The following is a 25,512-nucleotide window of genomic DNA, read 5'->3' as shown; positions in this document are numbered from 1 at the left end:
GGAAATCGCCAAAATTAAGGAGGCGCAAGTTTAATTTGCGCCTATAAAACAGTCAATAGGGAGGCGACTAAAAAATCACCTCCCTTACGATTTAACAGCAAATAACTAGTCTTTCAGTGCGGCACTCAATGCTTCTTCCACATCGGATGCACTCACTGTTGAACTTCCTTCTTTTGCTGCTTGCGCAAGCTCTTTCTTTCTCTTGCGCTCATTGTGGTAAGCCAAGCCTGTACCTGCTGGTATCAAACGACCTACAACAACGTTTTCTTTCAAGCCACGTAAGTGATCTTTCTTACCAGTTACCGCACCTTCCGTAAGAACACGAGTTGTCTCTTGGAAAGATGCTGCTGATATAAAGGACTCAGTAGCCAAAGAAGCTTTCGTGATACCTAGAAGCACGCGCTCATACTTCGCTGGGAATTTACCCTCAGCGATTGCTTTTTCGTTTGCATCTAGCAGGTGAGTAAACTCAACCTGATCACCTTGGATAAGATCCGTATCACCAGACTCTCCAACTTCCACTTTACGCAACATTTGGTTAACAATAACTTCGATATGCTTATCGTTAATTACTACGCCTTGTAAGCGGTAAACTTCTTGCACTTCATTCGTGATGTAATCAGCCAAAGCCTCTACACCTTGAAGACGCAAAATGTCATGAGGGCTCAATGGACCATCGGCGATAATTTCACCTTTTGCCACTTCTTCGCCGTCAAAGATGTTGATTTGACGCCATTTAGGAATCAATGTCTCAACTGGCTCATCACCATTTTGTGGTGTGATCACCAAACGAATCTTACCTTTTGTCTCTTTGCCGAAGCTAACCACACCGCTTGTCTCTGCCATAACAGCAGGATCTTTCGGACGACGCGCTTCAAATAGGTCGGCCACACGTGGCAAACCACCGGTAATATCCTTGTTACCAATAGATTCTTGAGGAATACGCGCAAGAACCTCACCGGATTTCACTGTCGCACCATGATCTAGGCTTAACAATGCTTTTTCAGGAAGCATGTACTGTACTGGAGATTCAGTACCAGGAATTAATACAGGGTTACCCTCTGCATCAACAACGGCAATCATCGGACGTATGTCTTTACCAGCAGCAGGACGGTCACGCATCTCCATAACTTCAATCGTAGTCAAGCCCGTCATTTCGTCAGATTGACGACGAATAGTCACGTTCTCTTCCATACCACTGAACTCAAGACGACCTTCCATCTCAGATACGATTGGGTGTGTATGTGGATCCCAGTTAGCGACGATTTGACCCGCCGTTACTTGATCGCCTTCACGTACACTCAATACCGCACCATAAGGAAGTTTATAACGTTCTTTCTCACGACCCGCTTCGTCAGCAATAGCCAACTCAGAAGAACGAGAGGCAACCACTAGATGCCCTGTGTGGCGCTCGATACTCTTCATCTTGTTAAAACGAACCGTACCTGCACTCTTCACTTGAACACTATCAACGGCAGACGCTCGAGAAGCGGCACCACCGATGTGGAAGGTACGCATTGTTAACTGTGTACCTGGCTCACCGATAGACTGTGCTGCAACAACACCAATCGCCTCACCAATGTTAACCTGATGACCACGAGCCAAGTCACGACCGTAACACTTGGCACATACACCATGACGCGTATTACAAGTGATAACAGAACGAATGATCATTTCGTCGACACCAGCCGCTTCGATAGTACGAACATCATGCTCATCAATCAAAGTACCAGCAGCGAGGACGAAGTCGCCTTTACCGTCAATAACGTCTTGAGCCACAACACGACCCAATACGCGATGACCGAGCGGAACAACAACGTCACCGCCTTCAATCATGGCCGCAACGGAAATACCGTTTGTAGAGCCACAATCTACTTCAGTGATAACCAAATCCTGCGCTACGTCTACGAGACGACGCGTCAAGTAACCGGAGTTCGCTGTTTTCAACGCCGTATCAGCAAGACCCTTACGAGCACCGTGAGTGGAGGTAAAGTACTGAAGTACAGATAGACCTTCACGGAAGTTTGCAGTGATTGGCGTCTCGATGATGGAACCATCTGGTTTCGCCATCAAACCACGCATACCGCCCAACTGACGCATCTGAGCAACACTACCACGGGCACCAGAGTCAGCCATCATGTATACAGAGTTGAAGGATTGTTGTTCAACCGTTTCACCTGCTTTGTTGACAGTCATCTCTTTCGCCAAGTTTTTCATCATGGCTTCTGTTACGGTTTCGTTAGTACGAGACCATAAATCGATTACCTTGTTGTACTTCTCGCCTTGCGTTACAAGACCATCCGCGTATTGGTATTCAATTTCTTTAACTTCCGCTTCCGCTTTGGCAATAATCGCGGCTTTTTCTGGCGGGATAACAAAGTCATCAACACCTACAGAAGAACCTGACGCCGTTGCGTAAGCAAAACCTGTGTACATCAATTGGTCAGCAAAGATACAGCTTTCTTTCAAGCCCACTTTACGGTAACACTCGTTGATCAAGTTAGAGATTGCCTTCTTCTTCATGGTTTGGTTAACCACGGAGAACGGTAGGCCATCAGGAACAATATCAAACAGCAAAGCACGACCAACCGTTGTATCGGCAATAAAAGTAGACGGCACTTTTTCGCCATCAAGAGTAGTATCCACTTGGCTGATACGTACTTTTACCTTGGCATGCAATTCAACTTGTTTCGCACCATACGCACGGTGTACTTCTTTGATGTCAGAAAATGCCATGCCTTCGCCTTTGGCATTGATTTTCTCACGTGTCATGTAGTACAGACCCAATACAACGTCCTGAGAAGGCACGATGATCGGCTCGCCGTTGGCAGGCGATAAGATGTTGTTCGTAGACATCATCAAGGCACGAGCTTCAAGCTGTGCTTCAATCGTCAACGGAACGTGAACCGCCATTTGGTCACCATCGAAGTCAGCGTTGTATGCCGCACACACTAGTGGGTGCAACTGAATAGCCTTACCTTCGATCAACATTGGTTCAAACGCTTGGATACCCAAACGGTGAAGTGTTGGTGCACGGTTCAACATCACTGGATGTTCGCGGATAACCTCATCAAGGATATCCCACACTTCCGGCGTTTCACGCTCAACCATTTTCTTCGCTGCTTTGATCGTCGTCGCCATGCCACGAAGTTCAAGTTTAGAGAAAATGAATGGCTTGAATAGCTCAAGTGCCATTTTCTTAGGTAGACCACACTGATGTAGACGCAGTGATGGACCTACAGTGATTACAGAACGACCAGAATAGTCAACACGCTTACCTAGCAAGTTCTGACGGAAACGACCTTGCTTACCTTTGATCATATCAGCCAAAGATTTTAGAGGACGCTTGTTAGAACCAGTAATGGCGCGACCACGACGACCGTTATCAAGCAATGCATCAACAGATTCTTGCAACATACGCTTTTCATTGCGTACGATGATATCTGGAGCAGAAAGCTCTAACAGGCGCTTTAGACGGTTGTTACGGTTAATCACACGACGGTAAAGATCGTTCAAATCAGACGTCGCAAAACGGCCACCTTCAAGTGGTACCAATGGACGAAGATCTGGCGGAAGAACAGGCAATACGTCAAGCACCATCCACTCTGGGTTGTTACCAGAATGATAAAATGCTTCAACCAGCTTAAGACGCTTAGAAAGCTTCTTAATGCGAGTTTCTGAATTCGTGCTGTTTAGCTCTTCACGCATGCTGTTGATTTCTACAGGCATGTCTAGATCGCGAAGCAACATCTGAACCGCTTCCGCACCCATACGGGCATCGAATTCGTCACCGAACTCTTCTAGCGCTTCAAAGTACTGCTCGTCGTTTAGCAATTGGCCTTTATCAAGCGTCGTCATACCTGGATCGATCACGATGAAAGATTCAAAATACAAAACACGCTCAATGTCACGCAGTGTCATATCAAGGATAAGACCAATACGAGACGGTAAAGATTTCAAAAACCAAATGTGTGCAACAGGCGATGCAAGCTCAATGTGACCCATGCGTTCACGACGCACTTTAGACAGAGCCACTTCAACGCCACACTTCTCACAGATAACACCACGGTGTTTCAAACGCTTGTATTTACCACACAAGCACTCATAGTCCTTGATAGGACCAAAGATTTTTGCACAGAACAACCCGTCACGTTCTGGTTTGAACGTACGGTAGTTGATGGTCTCTGGCTTTTTAACTTCACCGTAAGACCATGAACGAATCATATCTGGTGATGCCAAGCCAATGCGGATCGCATCAAACTCGTCAGATTGTCCCTGTGATTTTAGAAGACCTAATAAGTCTTTCATGGATATTCGCCCCACTCGTAAGGCTGGGGAGTCTTGCTCCCCAGCAGGTCAAATGTGATTCGTGCTTATTCGTTTTCCAGCTCGATATCGATACCAAGAGAACGAATCTCTTTCACCAACACGTTGAAGGACTCAGGCATGCCAGGTTCCATACGGTGGTCACCATCTACGATGTTTTTATACATCTTAGTACGGCCATTCACGTCATCGGACTTAACAGTCAACATTTCTTGAAGCGTGTAAGCAGCACCGTATGCTTCTAGTGCCCATACCTCCATCTCCCCGAAACGCTGACCACCGAACTGAGCTTTACCACCCAGCGGCTGCTGAGTAACCAAGCTGTAAGAACCAGTAGAACGTGCGTGCATTTTGTCATCAACCAAGTGGTTCAACTTCAGCATATACATGTAACCAACGGTTACAGGACGTTCAAAAGCATCACCAGTACGGCCGTTAAACAATTTAACTTGACCACTTTCGTTGATTCCAGCTAAGCGCAACATACGTTTGATTTCAGACTCTTTTGCACCATCAAAGGCACCAGACGCCATTGGAACACCACCCGTTAGGTTGGATGCCAAGGTTAAGATTTCTTCGTCTGTAAAGCTGTCAAGATCTTCCGTACGAGCACAGCGCAAATCGCCTTCATAACCGTTGTAGATTTCATCAAGGAAGCTACGCAATTCTGCAACTGCTTCAGCCTTCTCACGCTCTGCAACAAGCATTTCGTTGATCTTACGACCCAAGCCTTTAGAAGCAGCACCTAAGTGAGTCTCCAAGACCTGACCAACGTTCATACGTGAAGGAACACCTAGTGGGTTCAATACGATATCAACTGGATCACCGTTTTCATCGTACGGCATGTCTTCAACTGGCATAATTTTAGAAATTACACCCTTGTTACCATGACGACCGGCCATTTTATCACCTGGCTGGATACGACGTTTGATGGCAACATAAACTTTAACGATTTTAAGAACGCCAGGCGCTAAATCATCACCGGTTTGTAGCTTACGTTTCTTATCTTCGAATTTTGCATCAAGCTCTTTACGGCGCTCAATTAAAGCGGCTTGCGCTTTTTCAAGCTGCTCACTCGCCTCTTCGTTCGCCACACGAATTTTAAACCACTCTGGGTGATCTAGATTCGCCAAGAACTCTTCCGTAATAATGGCATTACGAGCCAAACCAGGGCCACCTTCGGCTTGCTGGCCAATTAGCGCTTCTGCCAGACGCTCGAACGTTGCCTTTTCGACAATACGGAACTCTTCATTCAAGTCTTTACGGACCTGATCAAGTTGCGATTTCTCAATAGACTTAGCGCGTTCGTCTTTCTCAATACCATCACGAGTAAAGACCTGAACGTCGATAACCGTTCCGCGAGTACCCGTTTTTACGCGTTGAGATGTGTCTTTTACATCGGAGGCTTTTTCACCGAAAATAGCTCGCAAAAGTTTCTCTTCAGGAGTCAGCTGCGTTTCACCTTTAGGGGTTACTTTACCAACTAGAATATCACCTGGCTCAACTTCAGCACCGATATAAACGATACCTGACTGGTCCAACTTAGAAAGCGCACCTTCACCCACGTTAGGGATGTCGGCCGTAATCTCTTCAGGCCCTAGCTTAGTATCACGTGCAACACACGTTAACTCTTGAATGTGAATAGAAGTAAATCGGTCTTCTTCTACAACACGCTCAGAAACAAGAATCGAGTCTTCAAAGTTGTAACCGTTCCAAGGCATGAACGCGATACGCATGTTTTGACCAAGAGCCAAATCACCCATATCAACAGAAGGACCATCGGCCATAATGTCGCCAGAAGCAACCTTCTCGCCTTTCATCACCAAAGTACGCTGGTTAATACAAGTGTTCTGGTTAGAACGCACGTATTTCGTTAGGTTGTAGATATCTACACCCGCTTCACCAGCGATCGTTTCTTCTGAGTTCACACGAACAACGATACGACTAGCATCAACAGACTCAATCACACCGCCACGATTGGCAACGATACAAACACCAGAGTCTTTTGCTACATTTCGCTCCATGCCCGTACCCACAACAGGCTTATCTGCCTTAAGTGTTGGCACCGCTTGACGTTGCATGTTCGAACCCATCAATGCACGGTTAGCATCGTCGTGCTCTAGGAACGGAATCAAAGATGCCGCAACAGATACAACCTGACGAGGAGACACGTCCATTAGGTTTACTTTTTCTTTTGGAATCAAAGTGGTTTCGTGCATATGACGCACCTGAACCAACTCATCAACCAAACGACCTTCTGCATCTACATTGGCAGACGCTTGGGCGATAACATATTTCGCTTCATCGATCGCAGAGATGTAGACAGTTTCATCCGTCATCTTGCCGTCGATAATTTTACGGTATGGCGTTTCTAAGAAGCCGTAGCTGTTAGTGCGCGCATAAGTAGATAGCGAGTTGATCAGACCGATGTTTGGACCTTCCGGTGTTTCGATAGGACAAACACGACCATAGTGAGTAGCGTGTACGTCACGCACTTCAAAGCCTGCACGCTCACGTGTAAGACCACCAGGCCCTAACGCTGAAACACGACGCTTATGCGTTACTTCAGATAGCGGGTTGTTTTGGTCCATGAACTGAGACAATTGGCTTGAACCGAAGAACTCTTTGATTGCAGCCGCAACAGGCTTCGCATTCAAAAGATCTTGCGGCATAAGGCCATCTGCTTCTGCCATAGACAGACGCTCTTTCACAGCACGCTCAACACGTACAAGGCCAACACGGAATTGGTTCTCGGCCATTTCACCAACAGAACGAACTCGACGGTTACCCAAGTGATCGATGTCATCAACCATGCCGTTACCGTTACGGATATCAAGCAAAGTTTTTAGAACAGCTACGATGTCGTCATTATCAAGAACGCCAGCGCCCGTATCTTCTTCACGACCTAAACGACGGTTGAACTTCATTCGACCAACGCCAGATAAATCATAACGATCTTCTGAGAAGAACAGACCTTGGAACAAGCCTTCAGCCGACTCTTTGGTCGGTGGCTCGCCAGGACGCATCATGCGATAGATTTCAACCAAAGCTTCCAACTGATTGCTGGTTGGATCGATACGAAGCGTGTCAGAAATAAATGGACCATTGTCCAAATCGTTCGTATAAAGCGTATCCACTTCAGTAATACCAGAAGAAACCAATGCCTCTAGCAAATCAACAGACAACTCAGTGTTTGCTTCCGCAATCAACTCACCCGTCGCAGGATGAACTAAGTTTTTCGCCGTTACTTTACCAAGCATGTACTCAAGCGGCACAGAAAGACGCTCAAGACCTGATTTTTCCATTACACGAATATGCTTAGCCGTAATACGACGGCCTTCTTCAACGATTAACTCGCCATTCGCATCAGCAATATTAAACAGTGCCGTCTCGCCACGTAGACGATTTGCCACTAGATCCATTTCAAAACCATCACGCTTCAAATAGAAACGAGTAGAATCAAAGAAAGTATCTAGAATTTGTTCCGTTCCGTAACCCAAAGCGCGCAACAAAATCGTTGCTGGCAACTTACGGCGACGGTCAATACGAACAAATACGCAATCTTTTGGATCAAACTCGAAGTCCAACCATGAACCGCGGTAAGGAATAATACGAGCAGAGTGTAGTAACTTGCCTGAAGAGTGTGTCTTACCACGGTCGTGGTCGAAGAACACACCAGGAGAACGGTGTAATTGAGATACAATAACACGCTCAGTCCCGTTAATTACAAAGGTACCATTGTCTGTCATCAGCGGAATTTCGCCCATGTAGACTTCTTGCTCGCGAATGTCTTTGATTGCTTTGTTGGACGACTCTTTATCATAAATGATGAGTCGCACACGAACACGTAAAGGTGCCGCGTAAGTAACGCCACGCAACTGACACTCTTTAACATCAAAAACTGGCTTACCTAAACGGTAATCGACGTATTCTAGCGCCGCATTGCCGGAAAAGCTGACCATTGGAAAGACAGATTTAAAGGCCCCATGCAGACCTAATTCCCCACGCTCTGCAAGACTTTTACCTTCCTGCAGAAAATTACGGTAGGATTCAAGCTGAATTGCCAGCAAGTATGGCACATCCAAAACGGGCGGCAGTTTACCGAAATCCTTACGGATACGTTTTTTCTCAGTGTATGAGTAAGCCATCAGCATTCCCCAGCTTGTGCACATTGACGCAAAAGGCCCAAATCAGGCCTTACCATATATGGGAGCATTATCTCCCATTTGAAAATTCTTTTAAGGTTTATTTGAGTTTCAGAAACCCAAAAAGGCCGGTGACAATAATGTCACCAGCCATTTCGACTATTGGTCGAAATCTGGAAATGCAAGTATCATTACTTGATTTCGACAGATGCACCAGCTTCTTCAAGAGCCGCTTTAAGAGCAGCAGCATCTTCTTTAGAAGCAGCTTCTTTAACAGTCATTGGAGCGCCGTCAACGATTGCTTTAGCTTCTTTCAAGCCTAGGCCAGTCGCTGCACGAACTGCTTTGATTACGTTTACTTTCTTGTCGCCAGCAGCAGTAAGAACAACGTCAAACTCTGTTTGTTCTTCAGCAGCTGGACCAGCGTCAGCAGCTGGACCCGCAGCTACAGCAGCTGCTGCAGATACGCCGAATTTTTCTTCCATTGCAGAAATTAGTTCAACAACGTCCATCACAGACATTTCTGCTACTGCATTGATGATATCTTCTTTAGTTAGAGCCATGACTCAGATTCCTAGCATTCTTTAAAATTACCCGAAGGTAATAAAACAAAATATTTATCAAGAAGGGATACGGTAAACCGTATTAAGCCGCTTCTTGCTCTTTTTGATCGCGAACCGCTGCAAGAGTACGTACCAACTTGCTTGTTGCGCCCTGAATAACACTCATCAGTTTCGCAATAGCTTCGTTGTATGTAGGCAGTGTTGCCAAACGATCAATGTCGCCAGCTGGGATCAACTCACCGTTGAACGCCAACGCCTTTACTTCAAACTTGCTGTTCGTTTTTGCAAATGCTTTCAACAAACGAGCAGCCGCACCCGGGTGTTCGTTAGAAAAAGCAATTAACGTAGGACCAACAAAGCTCTCAGTTAGACATTCGAAGTCAGTGCCTTCAACTGCACGGCGAGCCAAAGTGTTACGTACTACACGTACATAAACACCTGCTTCGCGCGCTTCTTTACGTAGCGCTGTCATATTGCTCACGGTAACACCGCGAGAATCAGCAACTACCGCAGACAATGCAGTTTTAGCAGCTTCGCTAACTTCGGCGACAATGGCTTTTTTGTCTTCTAGACCTAATGCCACTGGTTTTCTCCTGGATTAGCAGGGAATAAATTCCCCTATTTTTACCAACTCTCCGATTACTCGAAGTACTTGCTGGTGAGTTAGATCCAAGTATATCTGAATCGGGCCACACCATCTGCGCAGGACAAACATTTTTCAACGTTGTTATTAAACCGTTAGGTTCCTGCGGTCTTTGACGGCCTGCTCAACAAAAAATGAAGGCAGACCCCAAAGCTCATGATTTAGATGCTTACTTAGTTGAGTTAAGCGCACCTAGATCAATTTGTAGACCAGGTCCCATTGTAGAGGACAAAGTCACTTTTTTCAGGTAAACACCTTTTGAAGACGCTGGCTTAGCACGACGTAGGTCGGTTAGAAGCGCTTCAAGGTTACCTCTGATAGCATCCGCAGCAAACTCGATAGAGCCAACAGCAGCATGGATGATACCATTTTTATCTGTACGGTAACGAGCTTGACCTGCTTTAGCATTCTTAACTGCAGTCGCAACATCAGGCGTTACTGTGCCAACTTTAGGGTTAGGCATTAGACCACGTGGGCCTAAGATCTGACCTAGCTGACCAACGATACGCATTGCATCAGGAGAAGCAATAACAACGTCAAAATCAAGGTTACCAGCTTTAACTTGTTCAGCCAAATCTTCGAAACCTACAACATCCGCACCAGCCGCTTTCGCCGCTTCAGCATTTGCACCTTGTGCAAACACAGCAACACGAACATCTTTACCTGCACCGTGAGGCAATACAGTAGAACCACGAACAACCTGATCAGATTTACGTGGGTCAACGCCTAGGTTAACAGATACGTCGATAGACTCTTTGAACTTAACAGTAGAAAGCTCAGACAATAGAGCAACAGCCTCTTCAACAGAGTAAAACTTAGTTGCTTCTACTTTTTCAGCGATCAAGCGAGCGCGTTTCGTTAATTTAGCCATTAGTTAACACCCTCAACTTCTAGACCCATAGCGCGTGCGCTACCAGCAATAGTACGAACTGCTGCATCCATGTTAGAAGCAGTCAAATCAGCCTGCTTAGCAACAACAATCTCCTCTAGTTGAGCACGAGTAACCGTACCCACTTTTTGAGTGTTTGGACGTGGAGAACCACTCTTCAAGCCAGCTGCTTTTTTAAGCAACACGGCAGCAGGAGTAGATTTCGTTTCGAATGTAAAACTACGGTCACTGTATACAGTGATAATAACAGGCGTTGGAAGACCAGGCTCTAGACCTTGAGTTTTCGCATTGAACGCTTTACAGAACTCCATGATGTTCACACCGTGTTGACCAAGTGCTGGACCAACTGGTGGACTTGGGTTCGCTTGACCCGCTTTAACTTGCAGCTTGATATAAGCTTGGACTTTCTTAGCCATTTTTTAACTCCAATTGGGTCACAGCCCGAAGGCTACCCGTTCAACAAAATCAGGCTTTTTCAACCTGACTAAATTCCAAATCAACTGGCGTTGAGCGCCCAAAAATAAGCACTGCCACCTTGATTCGACTTTTATCGTAATCCACTTCTTCCACAACACCATTAAAATCAGCAAATGGGCCTTCGTTAACACGAACAACCTCACCCACCTCAAACAAGGTTTTAGGACGAGGCTTATCAACACCGTCACTAACACGTTGCAGAATGGCATCCGCTTCGCGACTGGTAATGGGTGATGGCTTATCAGCCGTACCACCAATGAAACCCAATACGCGAGATGTGCCTTTAACCAAATGCCAAGAGGCATCATTCATATCCATTTGAACCAACACATAACCTGGATAGAACTTTCTTTCACTCTTGCGCTTTTTACCATCTCGGATTTCAACCACTTCTTCGGTCGGCACCAAAATGTCACCAAAATTCTCTTCCTGCCCCATAACCTGCACTCGCTCAATAAGCGAACGCATTACGTGCTTTTCGTACCCTGAGTACGCCTGTACTACATACCATCGTTTGGTCACGAGCAACTCCTAACTAATTACCGAGGAAACGATCCAGCCAAGGAGCGAATCCACCCCCCATAGCACGAGAGACATAAAAACAACAACCGCTAACACGATCAAGGTCGTTTGCACAGTTTCCTGTCTTGTTGGCCATACAACTCTGCGAATTTCAGTTTTAGCTTCTTTCGCAAGAGTAAAAAAAGCCTTACCTTTAACAGTTTGTAACGCAACGAAACCAGCGACACCGGCCAACACCAAAATAGCGATTAAACGATACAATAGTGACTCAGCAGAATAATAGTTATTACCAATCACGCCTACCGCAACTAGTAGAACAACAATTGCCCACTTAAACACATCTCCGCGAGACGCTTGAGCTTCAGTACTCGAACTCATACTTCAGGTGATCCCTAACTAAGAAATAGGATACGAAAGATGGCAGGCCAAGAGGGACTCGAACCCCCAACAGCCGGTTTTGGAAACCGGTGCTCTACCAATTGAACTATTGGCCTACATTCATATGGGCGGAGGATGATACCTGAACAAGCTAAACTTAGCAAGGGTATCTGCCCAAAAAACAGACAATAAAAAAGGCGGCTAACCCACCTATCTTTTGCATTGAAAATGCTGGAGCTCATGAGCAGATTTGAACTGCCGACCTCACCCTTACCAAGGGTGTGCTCTACCAACTGAGCTACATGAGCCTGGAGCGGGTAGCGGGAATCGAACCCGCCTCTTCAGCTTGGAAGGCTGAGGTAATAGCCACTATACCATACCCGCAATTGGTGGAGGGAGGTGGATTCGAACCACCGAAACTTTCGTGGCAGATTTACAATCTGCTCCCTTTGGCCACTCGGGAACCCCTCCACGTACTCAGCGCTACAACGCAACACCCCAAAAGGTGGGAGCCATTATATGAATCGCTTTGCCAATTGCAAGCACTAGCAAGGATTTTTTTCTAATTTTATCATCATCTTGGTCAGATCCAAGCGTGAGACAAACCGTTCCCAGTCTTTCTCACTGACCGGCTGAGCTATATCAATCTGCTGAATGGATACATTTCGCATATGTTCATAGACATCAACAGTGTAACCAGAAATATTTTGTATTCGCTGCTTCGCTTGATCCGCTCTCTCCTGCGAAGAATACAAACCTAACGATATGCGGTTTTTCATCTCAGCACGGTTAATAACAAAACTATCAACCGATTTGGACGCAAGATCTTTGACAATTTTTGCCGCTGTGGCAGGTGTGTCAGGTGCCGCAATGTACAGCCAAAACTTAGGGCGCTTACCTGTCGCTTCTTGCTCTTTATAAGCCCAACCAAAATCTGTCAGCACTTGGGTGATTTGTTTTTTATCCTCTTGTCGCTCTGTCTCCAGACGCGGGCACAATAATGCAGGCGACTTCGCAACTGTTTGATCTATGACTCGATTCAGCGCCTCTTCTAAGCTTTCATTCGAAGTCGTATTCGCACTGGAATCTTGTTCATGAATCACTGGCGTCTCGGACAATAAATGAATTTTCTCGCTTACTGGTGGACCGTAAATAGATTCTTGAGCCACCTTTGGCCTATCTTTTACAAAACCATGCCAACTAAGAAAACCCGCATTAAGCAACACCACACACAAAAATAGCCACTTCATTTATCGCCTCTCAAACGCTCATCACCCACCAGCTTCGCACCCAGAGCGACAAGATTGGGCTGACACTCCAACGCAACACCCAATACATCCAGTAATCTTTGGGCATCTCCCCCCGTCACCACCCATTTGAAGGTAGAGTAACGACGATAAATACGCTCCAAGAAACCTAGTGCCATTTCATGGCATCCCTCCGTTACCGCTCTGGCCGTTGAATTAGGTAAGCCTTGCCCAGCGACCACTTCATGCGCCTCATAACGAATACGCGCTGTTTTAGAAAGTAGGGCATCTTCCATCATAGCGAGCCCTGGAGCAATGTAGCCGCCAAGGTGCACACCAGCCTGGTTAACGACATCCACTTTAATCGCGGTTCCCGCATCGACGATTACCACATCACCTTTTACCAAATGATGTGCCGCAATAACACCTAACCAACGATCTATGCCTAAGCGCTCAGGCTCAACGTAGGCATTGCGAACACCACACGCGTAATCTTGGCTCTTTAATGTCAACCACTGGCTTTGCGGAAACTCTGCCTGAATGTCGGCACGCAACAAAGCGCTCAACTCTTTGGAGCGAACACTGGCAAAATAAATCACATCTGGCACAAAGTCTGTATCAACAGGATAAGTGTCACCGCGACTAACCCATAACACTTGGCCACCCAATAAAGCAGTAAATTTAATACTCGTATTACCTGCGTCAACCACCAGTAAATTAGACTCGACGGACACTAATTTCTCCCCCATGCAACGCCACCAGCTCACCATTTTCTTCCAGTAGCAGCGCACCCTTTTGATCAATCCCTCTGGCAATGCCTTGGCGTTGCTGAGACACACTGCTTACTGTGACTGATTGATTAAATAACACGTCATATGCTTGCCAATGGTGTTGGAAGTGCTTCATGCCGTGCCCCTCTTCGAAGAGCTTACAAACATCGATAAGCTCCCTAGTAAGCTCAGCCAATATCAGGTTTCGGCTAGGCCTTGATTTTAATCGAGAAACAAGATCTGTCCATGGCTGATCGACGTGCGTCATCACACTCTTATCCATCTCGACATTAAGACCGATGCCAATAATGACATGGCAAACATCCTGATCCGCAACCATTTCTAGTAAGATTCCGCAGATTTTCTGACCATCAACCTGAACATCGTTTGGCCACTTTAATCCAGGGTTTGGTACGCCTAGTTTTTTTAACACCCGAGCAACAGCCACTCCTGTCGCAAGGCTTAATCCCTCCACAACGCTTGGACCATTATCAAAACGCCACACAAACGAAAAGGTAATATTTTTAGCAACACCGGATTCCCATTGTCGACCACGACGCCCTTTTCCCTGAGTCTGACGCTCAACCGAAATCAACACAGGTAATGAAGCCCCCTGCGAAATATAACGCTTTGCATCACCATTTGTAGATTCCGTTTCAAACGCTAGGTTAATCGCGACCTCATCCGGCACACCATTCTTACGCAGCGCCTCTTCCGACAATAATTCAAAAGGTGATGGCAACCGATAGCCACGTCCCTTTACGGAGTGAACGTTCACCCCTATAGACTCAAGCTTTTTCAGCTTTTTCCACACGGCAGCACGAGTCACGCCTAATGCGGCCCCAAGCTCTTCACCAGAGTGAAATTCGTTATCACTAAGCAGCGCTAAAACGGCTTGCATCGACGCTCTCCAATTTGTCTGTATATTAAGGGCTAAACCTGCCGAAAGGGCAAAAACGATTGGCCCTGTTGTGCCTGTAGCCAATTCAATTCAGGGTATTCACAAACGTGATCAACAGCATGTATAGCATAAGCATGACGAGAGCGATCGGAACGGTTTGCATAGCTAAGATGTGGAAACTCACCATTGAGGATGACCAAAGACCCTTTAGGGACAGGTAGTGCTACTAGGGAATCAGAATCCCAACTATGTTCTTTCAGCGTCACCATTTGGGTTTCAATTGCCCTCGGATGCGTACGCTCAAATCGTTTTAATAACCCTTGCTTATGCCCTTCTGGTATTCCCCAAAGACAGCCATTTTCCAGTGTCGCCTCTTCGATAGCAAACCACAGCCCAATCACACTCATTGGCGAGGTATAAAGAAACGTGCTGTCTTGATGACAATTGACTTCTCCCCCAATTCCAGGCTGCTTAAAGATGTACATAGATTGTGCTGCTCGCGGATCTTTCATGCCTAACTGTTGTAACAGAGCCGCCCATACCGGAGACAATGAAAACGCGCTAAACAAGGTATCTTGGGAATGCAAACCATGGCCCACTTTATTGATAGACAATTCGAGCGGCTGTTTCAGCTCCCCCCTTTCGTCAAAGGCTTCCTCTTCAAAGAAAAAAGACACTTTATCGGCTGACTCCATAAAATAACGATCGGTATGACGAGACTGTTGATTCGTTGTAAAAATAGAGCGCACCACTTCTGGCTCAAACGCTGTCATTAGCTGTGCCATACGGGATTTCAATGCATCACAGATTGACTCCGGTACAACCGATTCCAATACCAGGTATCCGTTATTATGATATTGATCCACTTGGAACTGAGTAAGTTTAATAGCGTTAAGCTTACGATCTATTTGATTCATCATATACCTTCCCTTTACCCATTGCTGTCTGCATTGGCTTTTATGAAGAACACGATTTCTTGCATTAATGTGTTAAAATGAGGATTCCAAGAAACCCTTGCGGCATGGGGGCTTTTTTCTAGCAAAGCATCCGATTTTTCGCCAAACCAATTCGCTTGATCAGTACGACAACTCTGATATAAATCCTCATCCGACACGTACCAGCCACAGACACGATAGACACCAGACTCACCATAATACGTGTTCTCAGGATTACCATGTACGGCCATATGTGACAGACCGAGAATTCTATCCTTAGGCCAATTGGTATTGTAAACCTTGATTCGGTCAGTATTCGCACCCATTTGATCTTTACTGTACAGCACCATTTGACTCTTGGAGCTTATCATCCCTTCATTAAATACCTCCTCGGTGACAGAGGAATCAACTGTCTGATCATCTTCAGACAAGGCAATGAATACGGGTAAACGCTTAGGTTGATCCAACACTAAATCACGCACTTCCGCTGATAATTCGTACACCTCGGCAATGGCTGGTAGAGGGATTGAAGCGTATTTTGCAAAATCATCACTGGGGTCATTGTCTAACCAGTCTTTCACTAACGCCAACCAAGGCGCAAGCCAATCTATACTGCTGTTTACTTTGAATACGGGCGAAAACAAGATAGTCCCTGCAACTTGATCAGCATGCTGCCAAGCGTACTCTGTCGCCAATGCACCACCTGTAGAAAAGCCGCCCACATATAAGGTATCTACTTCCTTACTGAATCCATCAGCCGCATTTTGGAAGGTAGCACGCCAATCATCACGGGATATATCCAATAAATCTTCTGCTTTCGTACCATGTCCTGGCAATAAAATCACACGAACATGATAACAAGCCGCTTGTAACGCAATGGCTGGGTCACGCATCGAAAAAGGAGAATCCGATAAGCCATGAGATAAAAGTACACCAATATTAGCTCGTCCAGCACACAACTCTGGGTCCGGTAGCAATTCAAAAGGCATCACAGCATCCAGCTCTCTAAACTTATTAGCAGGATTGAGCCATCGCTTATTTTTTATAAGATACTCTTCTGCACGCACTAGGTATTGCTCAAATGACTCGCCTGCTGCAAAAACAAATGCTGTTTGTTTCTCCGCCGCATTTAACATCCCAGAAATGGGCAATGTCAAAAGACACACGCTCCACAACATAACTTTTTGCCACATACCAATCCTCTCATTATTAAGTAATTCAATCTAACCCATGTTTTTTTTGCACACAGCAAACTATGCTAACATTCAATATTTGATCATCACATCTATTCCATATGAAAAGACCTTACCCTGATGCTGAACAAGTACTTTCTCTTTGGTTTCCACTGGTGAAAAAATTTTACCAGTCCCATTACCCAAGTGGAAAACCTAATAAAGCAGACCCAATTTGGGTCATACGCAACCATAAAAACGCCATTCTTTGTGCCCTTCGGCTCAAACGGATTGCAGAATATCAACTGCTCACCGCCATGGTGACCGAACCAAGCCATCGAAACATCGGCCTCGGCAGTCACCTAATCAACAACATTCATTCTGCGTTAAGTGACAGACCGACTTATTGCTTCGCCTTCACCCATTTGGTGCCTTTTTATCATGCAAATCATTTTACGACTATCAGCGTCGAAATGTTACCAGCAGAACTCCAAAAACGTTTTCAAGCCTACACAGCTCAAGGCAGAAGCATTACACCTATGCGCTATATTCTCCGCTAAAACAGACTTAAAAAGCACTTAAAATACCTTAAATTACTAAAATACTTCGATCATTGTTGACCCTTTTTCCTATCCTCCAGTACCTTTGAGAACATTACTGACCTTGCCATAAGAAACCAATAAGAATACCGAGGAAATCATGTCTATCACCTTACCTACAAACTCGAAAATGCTAAGCCAAGATTTTATTTTTGGCGTAGCGACAGCGGCGTTTCAAATCGAAGGCGCGACCCAATCTGATAATCGTCTGCCCTCTATTTGGGACACATTTTGCGCTACGCCCGGCAAAGTAAAAGACATGGATAATGGCGACATAGCCTGCAATCACTACCAATTGTGGGAGCAAGATATCCAGTTGATCAAACGACTCGGTGTTGATGCTTATCGGCTCTCGATTGCATGGCCTCGCGTCATGGACGAAAACGGCAAAGCGAATCAAGCTGGGCTCGACTTTTATCGCCATTTACTCAAAAAACTTAAAGAAGAAGGACTAACCGTCTTTGTCACTCTCTACCATTGGGACCTGCCACAACACTTAGAAGACAAAGGTGGCTGGTTAAATAGAGAAACCGCCTATCAATTCAAAAAATACGCCGATTTAGTGACCCAAGAACTCGCTGAATGGGTCGACAGTTGGGCGACATTCAATGAACCTTTCTGCGCTGCCATTTTAGGTTATGAACTGGGCATACACGCCCCCGGTTTAAGCAAGCCAGAATACGGCAGACAAGCCGCTCACCATATTTTACTGGCCCATGGTTTGGCTTTACCCGTCATCCGTAAAAACGCCCCAAACTCACAAGTGGGCATTGTGCTCAATATGAATCGCTCCTATGCCGCCAGCGAAAAGGCCGAAGATCAATTCGCTTGCTTAATGCGTGACACTTTGGACAACCAATTCTTCATTGAGCCTCTGATGACAGGCCAGTACCCAAAATTACTCAAGACCGTCGCACCGCAGTACCTACCAACGGTTTTGCCAGGTGACATGGACATCATTGCTCAACCGATTGATTTCTTGGGCATGAACTTCTACACCTGTAATCATAACGCTTACGACGCGGATAACCTGTTCAAAAATGTAAAAAATAGCCAAGCGGTTGAGTACACTGATATCGGCTGGGAAATCGCACCACACGCTTTTACCGAACTATTAGTGAATCTACACAAACAATATCACTTACCGCCTATGTACATTACCGAGAATGGCGCCGCTTGCGCGGATCACATAGTGGATGGCGAAGTCAACGACGAGCAACGCGTACGCTATTTAGATGGCCATTTAAACGCGGTGAATAAAGCCATTGAAAATGGTGTTGATATTCGAGGTTATTTTGCTTGGAGCTTGATGGATAACTTTGAATGGGCTGAGGGCTACAGCAAGCGTTTTGGCCTCATCTACGTTGATTATCAAACTCAGGAAAGAACCATAAAACAGAGTGGTTATGCATACCGTGATTTTCTAAATAGCCGCAAAGGTTAGCAATTAAGGCACATATTATTGAATAAAAAACGCCCGACGTATGACATCGGGCGTTTTTATTTATCACTTCATTAGCAATGAGTATTTGATAGAAAACTACTTCAAATGGCCTGCATTATGAAGCTCTCTGTCATTCTCTGCTGGCGGAGTCCATTGGTACTGCCAAGTCTCAGTCAACGGCTGACCATTGGCTTCTAAATAAACCCGCAAGTTAATCGGCTTAGGCTCACCTTTTGGTGGCACCAAATCAAACATCGCTCGATAACCATCAATAGAATGCAGCGGTCGAGCAGATTCAATCTCTACTCGTCCTTCAGAAGAGGTAATAACGGCTTTTACTTTCGTGTCATTGCCTAGCATTGCTAAAGAGCCGCCAGCAAAGTCGACCACAAAGCGCTTGCTGTAATACTGACGCTTCTTACCAATCACACCGCCAATACCTGTAAAGGTATCGACAACACGAGCGCGGTTAGATTGTACAGGAGGATGACTGCCCCAATACATATTATAGCTGTAAAGCAACTCTTGTCCGGCTTCAACTGGTGCCGCTGGATTCCAGAAAGCGACAATATTGTCGAACGTTTCATCGAGCGTTGGAATCTCTACCAATTGCACAGATCCTTTCCCCCAATTACCAATCGGTTCAATCCACAAACTTGGGCGCTTCTCATAGAAAACACCGTCATCTTGGTAATGGTCAAAGTTACGATCACGTTGCAATAACCCAAACCCTTTAGGATTTTCATCACTGTAAGCATTAAACTGCAAATTGGCAGGATTCGCTAACGGGCGCCAGATCCATTCCCCACTTCCTGTTTGCATAGCAAGGCCATCGGAGTCATGAATTTCTGCACGCCAATCGTAATTGGTTCTACGATCATTTTCGCCGACCATAAACATACTGGTCATTGGCGCAACACCCAAACGCTCAACCGATTTACGTGGGTAAACGGCCGAATCTACTCGCATTTTAAACGGTTCACCTGGTGACATATCAAAACGATAGGCACCTGTCACACTTGGAGAGTCCATTAATGCGTACACCGTCACTAGATCCGAGCCTGGCGTTGGCTTCTCTAACCAAAAGTCCGTAAAAATTGGAAACTCTTCAGGGTGCGGCATCGCCGTATCAATCGCTAGACCACGAGCAGAAAGGCCATATTGCATTTCGCTACCTACCGCACGGAAGTAACTCGCCCCTAAAAAGGCGACAACATCACGCTGCCAGTCTGTGGCAAATTGCATTCTAAAACCGGCAAAGCCAAGATCCTTAGGAAGCTTATTACCATCCACTTTAGACTTACCGTAGGTAAATTCAGAAGGCATGTAAGGAATCGGCGTTGATTTACCATTTTCCAACTCATTCATATGAATGGGCGTATCAAAACCTAAACCAAGATGAAAAAGCTCTGTACGAAATTCTGACTTTTGATCACGCCAAAGTGCCGCTTCCTTGTTAAAACGAATCTCTTGGTAATCATCCCAGTCAAGGCGCTTTAAGCTATCTGGCAATTCACCTTGGTGACTTTGATAGGGTTTTGTCGCCAATTGGCGGGCATATCCTTTTAACCAAGCATAGCTGAATGCCTGCCCTTCTTCCGGCTGAGCGGCAGATTGTGAGGCCTGAGACAGTGACGTTTGTGACTGAGCGGCGCAAGCTGTGAGACTAAACAACACGCCAACGGCAACCAGTGACCGACTCACTAATCTTTGTAAACGATTAGAGGCATCTATTTTATGGGGATTATGCATTATCTGTGGCACAACCGAACTTGAATCCTTCGTGGACTCAGAGAAACAATGAGGAAGCATATAACATGACCCTATCAATTAAAAAATTAATATCTATATTAGCTAATTACGACCATACCGAGTGTTCAGATAGAGTAAATATTTAATATATTCATATGGAAAATTCAGCATAAAACCTTACAGTTTGTTTGGGATCTTTGTCTGTGCTAATCAATATTATGTTTTATGACAACACGCTCTTATTAATTCAAAACAGCCACTCAGGTTACATAAGACTACAGAGTAGCATCACATGCTATACAACCGATAAGCCTACTTTAGATTAAACTGACCACAAAATCATTCAAGTAGGCACTTCGAACACGGCTTCTACTATACAATTAAATCCTTAAGGTGAAAAATGACGCTATATCATTGGATAGCAATATTAGGTTGCTTTTTAACCTTATGTTTTATATTTACATTTGTAAAAACCTACCTTAGGATGAAAACGCACAATGGTACTATTCTGCAAAAGCTTGCGCACTACGAGCATTATGCAAACCAATTAACATCGTCTCTCGATAGTCTTTCTGATCCGATTTGGATCAAAGATGAAAACCAAGCCTATCTATATTGTAACGCGTCATTTGAACGCCTACTTGATCTCTCAAAAACCGAGATAATCGGCTATAAAGACGAAGATATTTACTCCCAGAACAACCAACACATCATTCCTAATATAACCTCAAAAAAGACAACAGGCACAACGGAAGAATATGTCTGCTTACCCTGCGGAAGAATAGATTATTTTCAAATAAAAATCGCTCAAACCTACAATGCATCCGGACAATTTTTTTCATCCATCGGCCACGCGCAAAAAACCACCTCTTTCAAAGAAAGAGAAAGTGAACTTATTGAAGCAGAGATTCGAGTAAATGAAGCACTCAAACTCACCAAAGTTGGCATTTGGGAGTGGAACGTGGCAACAGATGTTTGGTTTGCAACGCCTTCTTATTTTACCATGCTTGGCTATGTACCGATTAAAGGTCCAGCAGATAGACAAGCTGAATTGGAAAAAATTCACCCAGACGATCGTGAGCGCGTATTCAATACCATTAAAAGTATCTTAAACAGCAAAGCCACTCCGAACTATTACAAATACGAAGCCCGAATTCGACACAATAACGGAGACTATCGCTGGATTAGCGTACGCTGTATCGTGACTGAGTTTGATCAAGAAGACAAACCATCACGTATGCTGGGTGTTCGTATCGATATTGACGATATTCAAAAAGCACACTCTCAAGTAGAATGGCTGGCTCATCATGACCCCCTAACCAAACTCTTCAATAGAGTCGCACTCCATAAGACCTTCCATAAAATTATGACGCCTGATACCAAGCTGGCCTTACTGTTTATCGATTTAGACCACTTTAAAAACATCAACGATTCCCTTGGTCATTCGATCGGTGATCAACTTTTACTTGCCGCGGCAGACAGGATGCGTATCTTAGTCGCTTCTGACGGCTATGTTGCTCGGCAAGGTGGAGATGAATTCATTATTCTGCTACCCGCTGAACAAGAAACACAACTCATCACAAGAATCACTCGAATTAAAGAGAGCTTGGCTGCTCGTTATCATATTGATCAACATCAATTTTTCATCACACCTTCAATTGGTGTGAGTCTTTACCCAAAAAACGGCAAAGACTTCGATACCTTGTATAAACGAGCAGACACAGCAATGTACTATGCAAAACGCTCGGGCCGAAATCAGTACGCTTTTTTTAGCGAAGAAATGCAGGCTATTTCCACACGCGCCCTCACTCTAGGCAACGCTCTCCATGACGCCTTAGATCAAGCTGAGTTTTCCTTGTATTACCAGCCACAAGTCTCCCTATCAACAGGCAAAATAATAGGCGCAGAGGCTCTCATTAGATGGCATAGCAAGACACTTGGTGATGTAAGCCCTGCTGAATTTATTCCGCTTGCAGAAGAAAGTGGACAAATTTTGGCCATTGGTGAATGGGTGTTACGAGAAACAGCCCGTCAGATTAAGCAATGGCTCGATGACGGAATCGAGCCTGTTAGAATAGCAGTCAACCTATCTTATGCCCAATTCCAAGCAAATGACCTTCCTTTGATTGTGAGCGCTATTCTCAATGAATACGACGTATCTGCAAAATATCTAGAACTGGAACTAACAGAACGTATTGCCACCAAAAACCCCAAGCACACTATTACAATACTAGAATCTTTCCAGCAATACGGTATAAAAACTGCCATTGATGATTTTGGTACAGGTTACTCATCCTTAAGCTACCTACAACGCTTCCCTGTTTATAAACTCAAAATAGATCAATCTTTTATACGCAATATGACAACCAATAAAAATGACTATGTTATTGTTGGCATTATTATTCTTTTGGCTCAACAGTTAGAGATGACCACCATTGCAGAAGGCGTCGAAACTAAAGAACAGCTCGATTTACTCAAACAGCTTGGCTGTGATGACATTCAAGGCTACCACATTAGTCGTCCCATTCCTGCCGACGAATTTACCCGCCACTTTCTTGAAGCAAATATCAAATCCAAGAATTGACAGATGGGATTAAATCGCCATGGCGCTCGCATCGACTTGTCTATAAAATTCCCGTACTTAAACCATTCCAAGGATTAAAATTATGAAAAATGCCGTCTTAGGCATTCAAATGCTGTTTGTTGCATTTGGCGCTCTTGTGCTTGTCCCGCTATTAACGGGCCTGGACCCTAGCGTCGCTCTTTTTGGTGCAGGCGTTGGAACACTGTTATTTCAATTAACCACACGACGCACTGTCCCCATTTTTCTAGCCTCTTCTTTTGCTTTTATTGCCCCCATCATGTACGGCGTTCAAACATGGGGAATCCCAGCTACAATGGGAGGATTAATCGCAGCAGGATTTGTCTATGTTGTACTCGGTGGCTTGATTCGACTGAAAGGTGCAGGCTTCATTCACACCCTACTACCACCCGTTGTTATCGGCCCAATCATTATGGTAATAGGTCTTGGTTTAGCGCCTGTTGCGGTCAATATGGCCCTTGGAAAAGCAGGTGACGTACAAGCTATTGACGCTGACATTGCTATTTGGATAGCCCTTGCTTCTTTGTTGACCACCATACTAATAAGTGTTTTTGCAAAAGGGCTATTTAGGCTACTGCCTGTTTTCGGTGGTATTATCGTCGGCTACGCATTAAGTTTATTCTTCGGCATTGTCGACTTCCAACCCATTCATAATGCAGCATGGTTTGCTATGCCAAACTTTACCGCACCCGAGTTCAACATTAACGCTATATTATTCATGCTACCTGTTGCAATTGCACCAGCGGTTGAACACGTAGGTGATATTCTCTCCATCTCGAACGTAACGGGAAAAGACTATCTTAAAAAGCCGGGACTACATCGCACCATTACCGGTGATGGTATCGCTACCATGGCAGCCGCTATGGTAGGCGCACCACCAAATACGACTTACAGTGAAGTCACTGGCGCAGTGATGCTCACCAAGGCATTCAACCCTGTCATCATGACATGGGCCGCCATTGCCGCTATTGTACTGGCTTGGGTAGGGAAACTAGGCGCAGCCCTGCAAACGATACCATTACCTGTCATGGGTGGCATTATGATTCTATTGTTTGGTTCTATCGCTGCAGTGGGTCTAAACACCCTAATCAAAAATCAAGTCGACCTTCATAAATCACGCAACTTAATTATTGTTGGTGTAACGCTGGTATTTGGTATCGGCGGCATGGCCTTTGGCATTGGCGAATTCAGCCTACAAGGCATCAGCCTATGTGGTATCGTCGCCATTGTGCTGAACTTAATACTGCCAAAAGACATTGGTGATAACCACATCGTCGATAAAGCACAAATAGAAAACTAGCACTATAAGAAACAGTTCAAATTCAACGGTCCTAAATGGGCCGTTTTTTATGCGATTTTTATACAAATAAGCGTTAACAAGACATTCATTATGCAATAATTAGTATCGAGTAACCTCGTTTCAAAGAGACTCAGACAGTCAATTGGTATTTGCAGTCCCAATGAATCCGATACCGAATCCATACAAATGATAGGACGATAGCCATTGGCTTTATTACCGGATTGAGCAGCTTCAAGATAGGCGGATCGCTCAGACCTCATCAAACTCTTGAACACTATCTCCATGGACTTCTTTAAGTCATCAGGTTGGGCGGTTTTATTAGACCACGACAGTTAGCTGATCAACCACAACTTGCGTTTGAGCTAAATTTAGTTTTCAAAGTATCCATAGGCCTCTTTTGTTCATTTCATTTTTTTGATCGTAACAAAATGAATTTAACGAAAAACGGGCGCTTATTGAAGCCTTCACCTTCATTAATATAGGCCGTGATTTACCCTGAAAAATAGTAAGCCGACAAAAAGCAGCGAGGCTTTATTTTCACCTTGGTGTTGGAGTCGCGCTGACGCGTTGAGCGTGCGAAACAGGCGCAAGCAAATGCAATGACAAGATGGCATTTTCTACAGACGAAAAAAAGCCCCGACAGCGTTAGCTATCAGGGCTTCTTAAATGTAAAGCTTGATGACGACCTATGCTTATCCCCTTGCGGGATGCTTATCCCCTTGCGGGATTATCACATGCTTGTCTGTGATAAAGAGCCCCACACGCATGTGGGAAGGATCATGTTACGTCCCTGAAACGAAAAAACCCCACCCTACTGAGTAGGATGGGGTTTCTCTTAATATAAAGC

18 protein-coding genes and 4 tRNA genes are annotated in these 25,512 nt (G+C 45.1%); 4 read left to right on the top strand and 18 right to left on the bottom strand.

Annotated elements, in window-relative coordinates; translation table 11 throughout:
- Nucleotides 1–105: 105 nt before the first annotated feature.
- The 17 genes from rpoC to DK187_RS17400 all read right to left on the bottom strand — a co-directional run bounded on the left by rpoC (nt 106) and on the right by DK187_RS17400 (nt 16,989).
- Nucleotides 106–4,308: a DNA-directed RNA polymerase subunit beta' gene (gene rpoC, locus DK187_RS17480; protein ID WP_111608623.1), complete on the bottom strand. Its 4,203-nt coding sequence runs from the start codon at nt 4,306–4,308 to the stop codon at nt 106–108.
- A gap of 65 nt (nt 4,309–4,373) precedes the next feature.
- The gene (rpoB, locus tag DK187_RS17475; RefSeq protein WP_111608622.1) at nt 4,374–8,474 is read right to left on the bottom strand and encodes a DNA-directed RNA polymerase subunit beta; all 4,101 of its coding nucleotides are present in this window, start codon (nt 8,472–8,474) and stop codon (nt 4,374–4,376) included.
- A gap of 188 nt (nt 8,475–8,662) precedes the next feature.
- Entirely contained in the window at nt 8,663–9,034 is a 372-nt protein-coding gene (gene rplL, locus DK187_RS17470) for a 50S ribosomal protein L7/L12 (protein WP_111608621.1), read from the bottom strand.
- 82 nt (nt 9,035–9,116) lie between these two features.
- On the bottom strand, nt 9,117–9,617 hold the full coding sequence (rplJ, locus tag DK187_RS17465; protein ID WP_111608620.1) for a 50S ribosomal protein L10: 501 nt from the start codon (nt 9,615–9,617) through the stop codon (nt 9,117–9,119).
- Between the two features lie 229 nt (nt 9,618–9,846).
- Entirely contained in the window at nt 9,847–10,548 is a 702-nt protein-coding gene (gene rplA / locus DK187_RS17460) for a 50S ribosomal protein L1 (protein WP_111608619.1), read from the bottom strand.
- A complete protein-coding gene (gene rplK, locus DK187_RS17455; protein ID WP_111608618.1) occupies nt 10,548–10,982 on the bottom strand; it encodes a 50S ribosomal protein L11 in 435 nt (144 codons plus the stop codon). The genes rplA and rplK overlap by 1 nt, the downstream gene beginning before the upstream one ends.
- A 49-nt stretch (nt 10,983–11,031) precedes the next feature.
- On the bottom strand, nt 11,032–11,565 hold the full coding sequence (nusG, locus tag DK187_RS17450) for a transcription termination/antitermination protein NusG (RefSeq protein ID WP_012071948.1): 534 nt from the start codon (nt 11,563–11,565) through the stop codon (nt 11,032–11,034).
- A gap of 9 nt (nt 11,566–11,574) precedes the next feature.
- On the bottom strand, nt 11,575–11,943 hold the full coding sequence (gene secE / locus DK187_RS17445) for a preprotein translocase subunit SecE (RefSeq protein WP_111608617.1): 369 nt from the start codon (nt 11,941–11,943) through the stop codon (nt 11,575–11,577).
- Nucleotides 11,944–11,983: 40 nt separating this feature from the next.
- A tRNA-Trp gene (locus DK187_RS17440) sits at nt 11,984–12,059 on the bottom strand.
- A gap of 116 nt (nt 12,060–12,175) precedes the next feature.
- A tRNA-Thr gene (locus DK187_RS17435) sits at nt 12,176–12,251 on the bottom strand.
- Nucleotide 12,252: 1 nt separating this feature from the next.
- A tRNA-Gly gene (locus DK187_RS17430) sits at nt 12,253–12,327 on the bottom strand.
- 3 nt (nt 12,328–12,330) lie between these two features.
- Nucleotides 12,331–12,414: transfer RNA gene (locus DK187_RS17425), tRNA-Tyr, on the bottom strand.
- A gap of 74 nt (nt 12,415–12,488) precedes the next feature.
- Complete coding sequence (locus tag DK187_RS17420) at nt 12,489–13,193, bottom strand: SPOR domain-containing protein (RefSeq protein ID WP_111608616.1); 705 nt, start codon at nt 13,191–13,193, stop codon at nt 12,489–12,491.
- Complete coding sequence (locus DK187_RS17415) at nt 13,190–13,924, bottom strand: type III pantothenate kinase (RefSeq protein WP_111608666.1); 735 nt, start codon at nt 13,922–13,924, stop codon at nt 13,190–13,192. Before DK187_RS17415 ends, DK187_RS17420 begins: the two co-directional genes overlap by 4 nt.
- Nucleotides 13,908–14,861: a biotin--[acetyl-CoA-carboxylase] ligase gene (locus DK187_RS17410; protein WP_111608615.1), complete on the bottom strand. Its 954-nt coding sequence runs from the start codon at nt 14,859–14,861 to the stop codon at nt 13,908–13,910. The genes DK187_RS17415 and DK187_RS17410 overlap by 17 nt, the downstream gene beginning before the upstream one ends.
- A gap of 32 nt (nt 14,862–14,893) precedes the next feature.
- The gene (locus DK187_RS17405) at nt 14,894–15,781 is read right to left on the bottom strand and encodes a phytanoyl-CoA dioxygenase family protein (RefSeq protein WP_111608614.1); all 888 of its coding nucleotides are present in this window, start codon (nt 15,779–15,781) and stop codon (nt 14,894–14,896) included.
- A gap of 11 nt (nt 15,782–15,792) precedes the next feature.
- On the bottom strand, nt 15,793–16,989 hold the full coding sequence (locus DK187_RS17400) for an alpha/beta hydrolase (protein WP_111608613.1): 1,197 nt from the start codon (nt 16,987–16,989) through the stop codon (nt 15,793–15,795).
- A 155-nt stretch (nt 16,990–17,144) separates the two neighbouring features.
- Between DK187_RS17400 and DK187_RS17395 the strand changes: the two genes are divergently transcribed.
- A complete protein-coding gene (locus DK187_RS17395) occupies nt 17,145–17,528 on the top strand; it encodes a GNAT family N-acetyltransferase (RefSeq protein WP_223232259.1) in 384 nt (127 codons plus the stop codon).
- Nucleotides 17,529–17,667: 139 nt separating this feature from the next.
- Nucleotides 17,668–19,011, top strand: a complete 1,344-nt coding sequence (locus DK187_RS17390) for a GH1 family beta-glucosidase (protein WP_111608611.1) — start codon at nt 17,668–17,670, stop codon at nt 19,009–19,011.
- 96 nt (nt 19,012–19,107) lie between these two features.
- Here the strand turns inward: DK187_RS17390 and DK187_RS17385 are convergent, their stop codons facing one another.
- Nucleotides 19,108–20,775 carry an OpgD/OpgG family glucan biosynthesis protein gene (locus DK187_RS17385; protein WP_223232260.1) on the bottom strand — a complete coding sequence of 556 codons (1,668 nt, stop codon included), beginning with the start codon at nt 20,773–20,775 and terminating at the stop codon, nt 19,108–19,110.
- Nucleotides 20,776–21,247: 472 nt separating this feature from the next.
- On the opposite strand from DK187_RS17385, the gene DK187_RS17380 reads away from it, so the two are divergent.
- Both DK187_RS17380 and DK187_RS17375 read left to right on the top strand, forming a co-directional pair.
- Complete coding sequence (locus tag DK187_RS17380; RefSeq protein ID WP_223232261.1) at nt 21,248–23,347, top strand: EAL domain-containing protein; 2,100 nt, start codon at nt 21,248–21,250, stop codon at nt 23,345–23,347.
- An 82-nt stretch (nt 23,348–23,429) separates the two neighbouring features.
- The gene (locus DK187_RS17375; protein ID WP_111608608.1) at nt 23,430–24,665 is read left to right on the top strand and encodes a uracil-xanthine permease family protein; all 1,236 of its coding nucleotides are present in this window, start codon (nt 23,430–23,432) and stop codon (nt 24,663–24,665) included.
- Nucleotides 24,666–25,512 lie beyond the last annotated feature (847 nt).

This window comes from Marinomonas arctica (assembly GCF_003259225.1).
GTDB classification, from domain to species: Bacteria; Pseudomonadota; Gammaproteobacteria; order Pseudomonadales; family Marinomonadaceae; genus Marinomonas; species Marinomonas arctica.
Note: the sequence above shows the minus strand (reverse complement) of the source record. Positions and strands in the feature narration are given on the sequence as shown.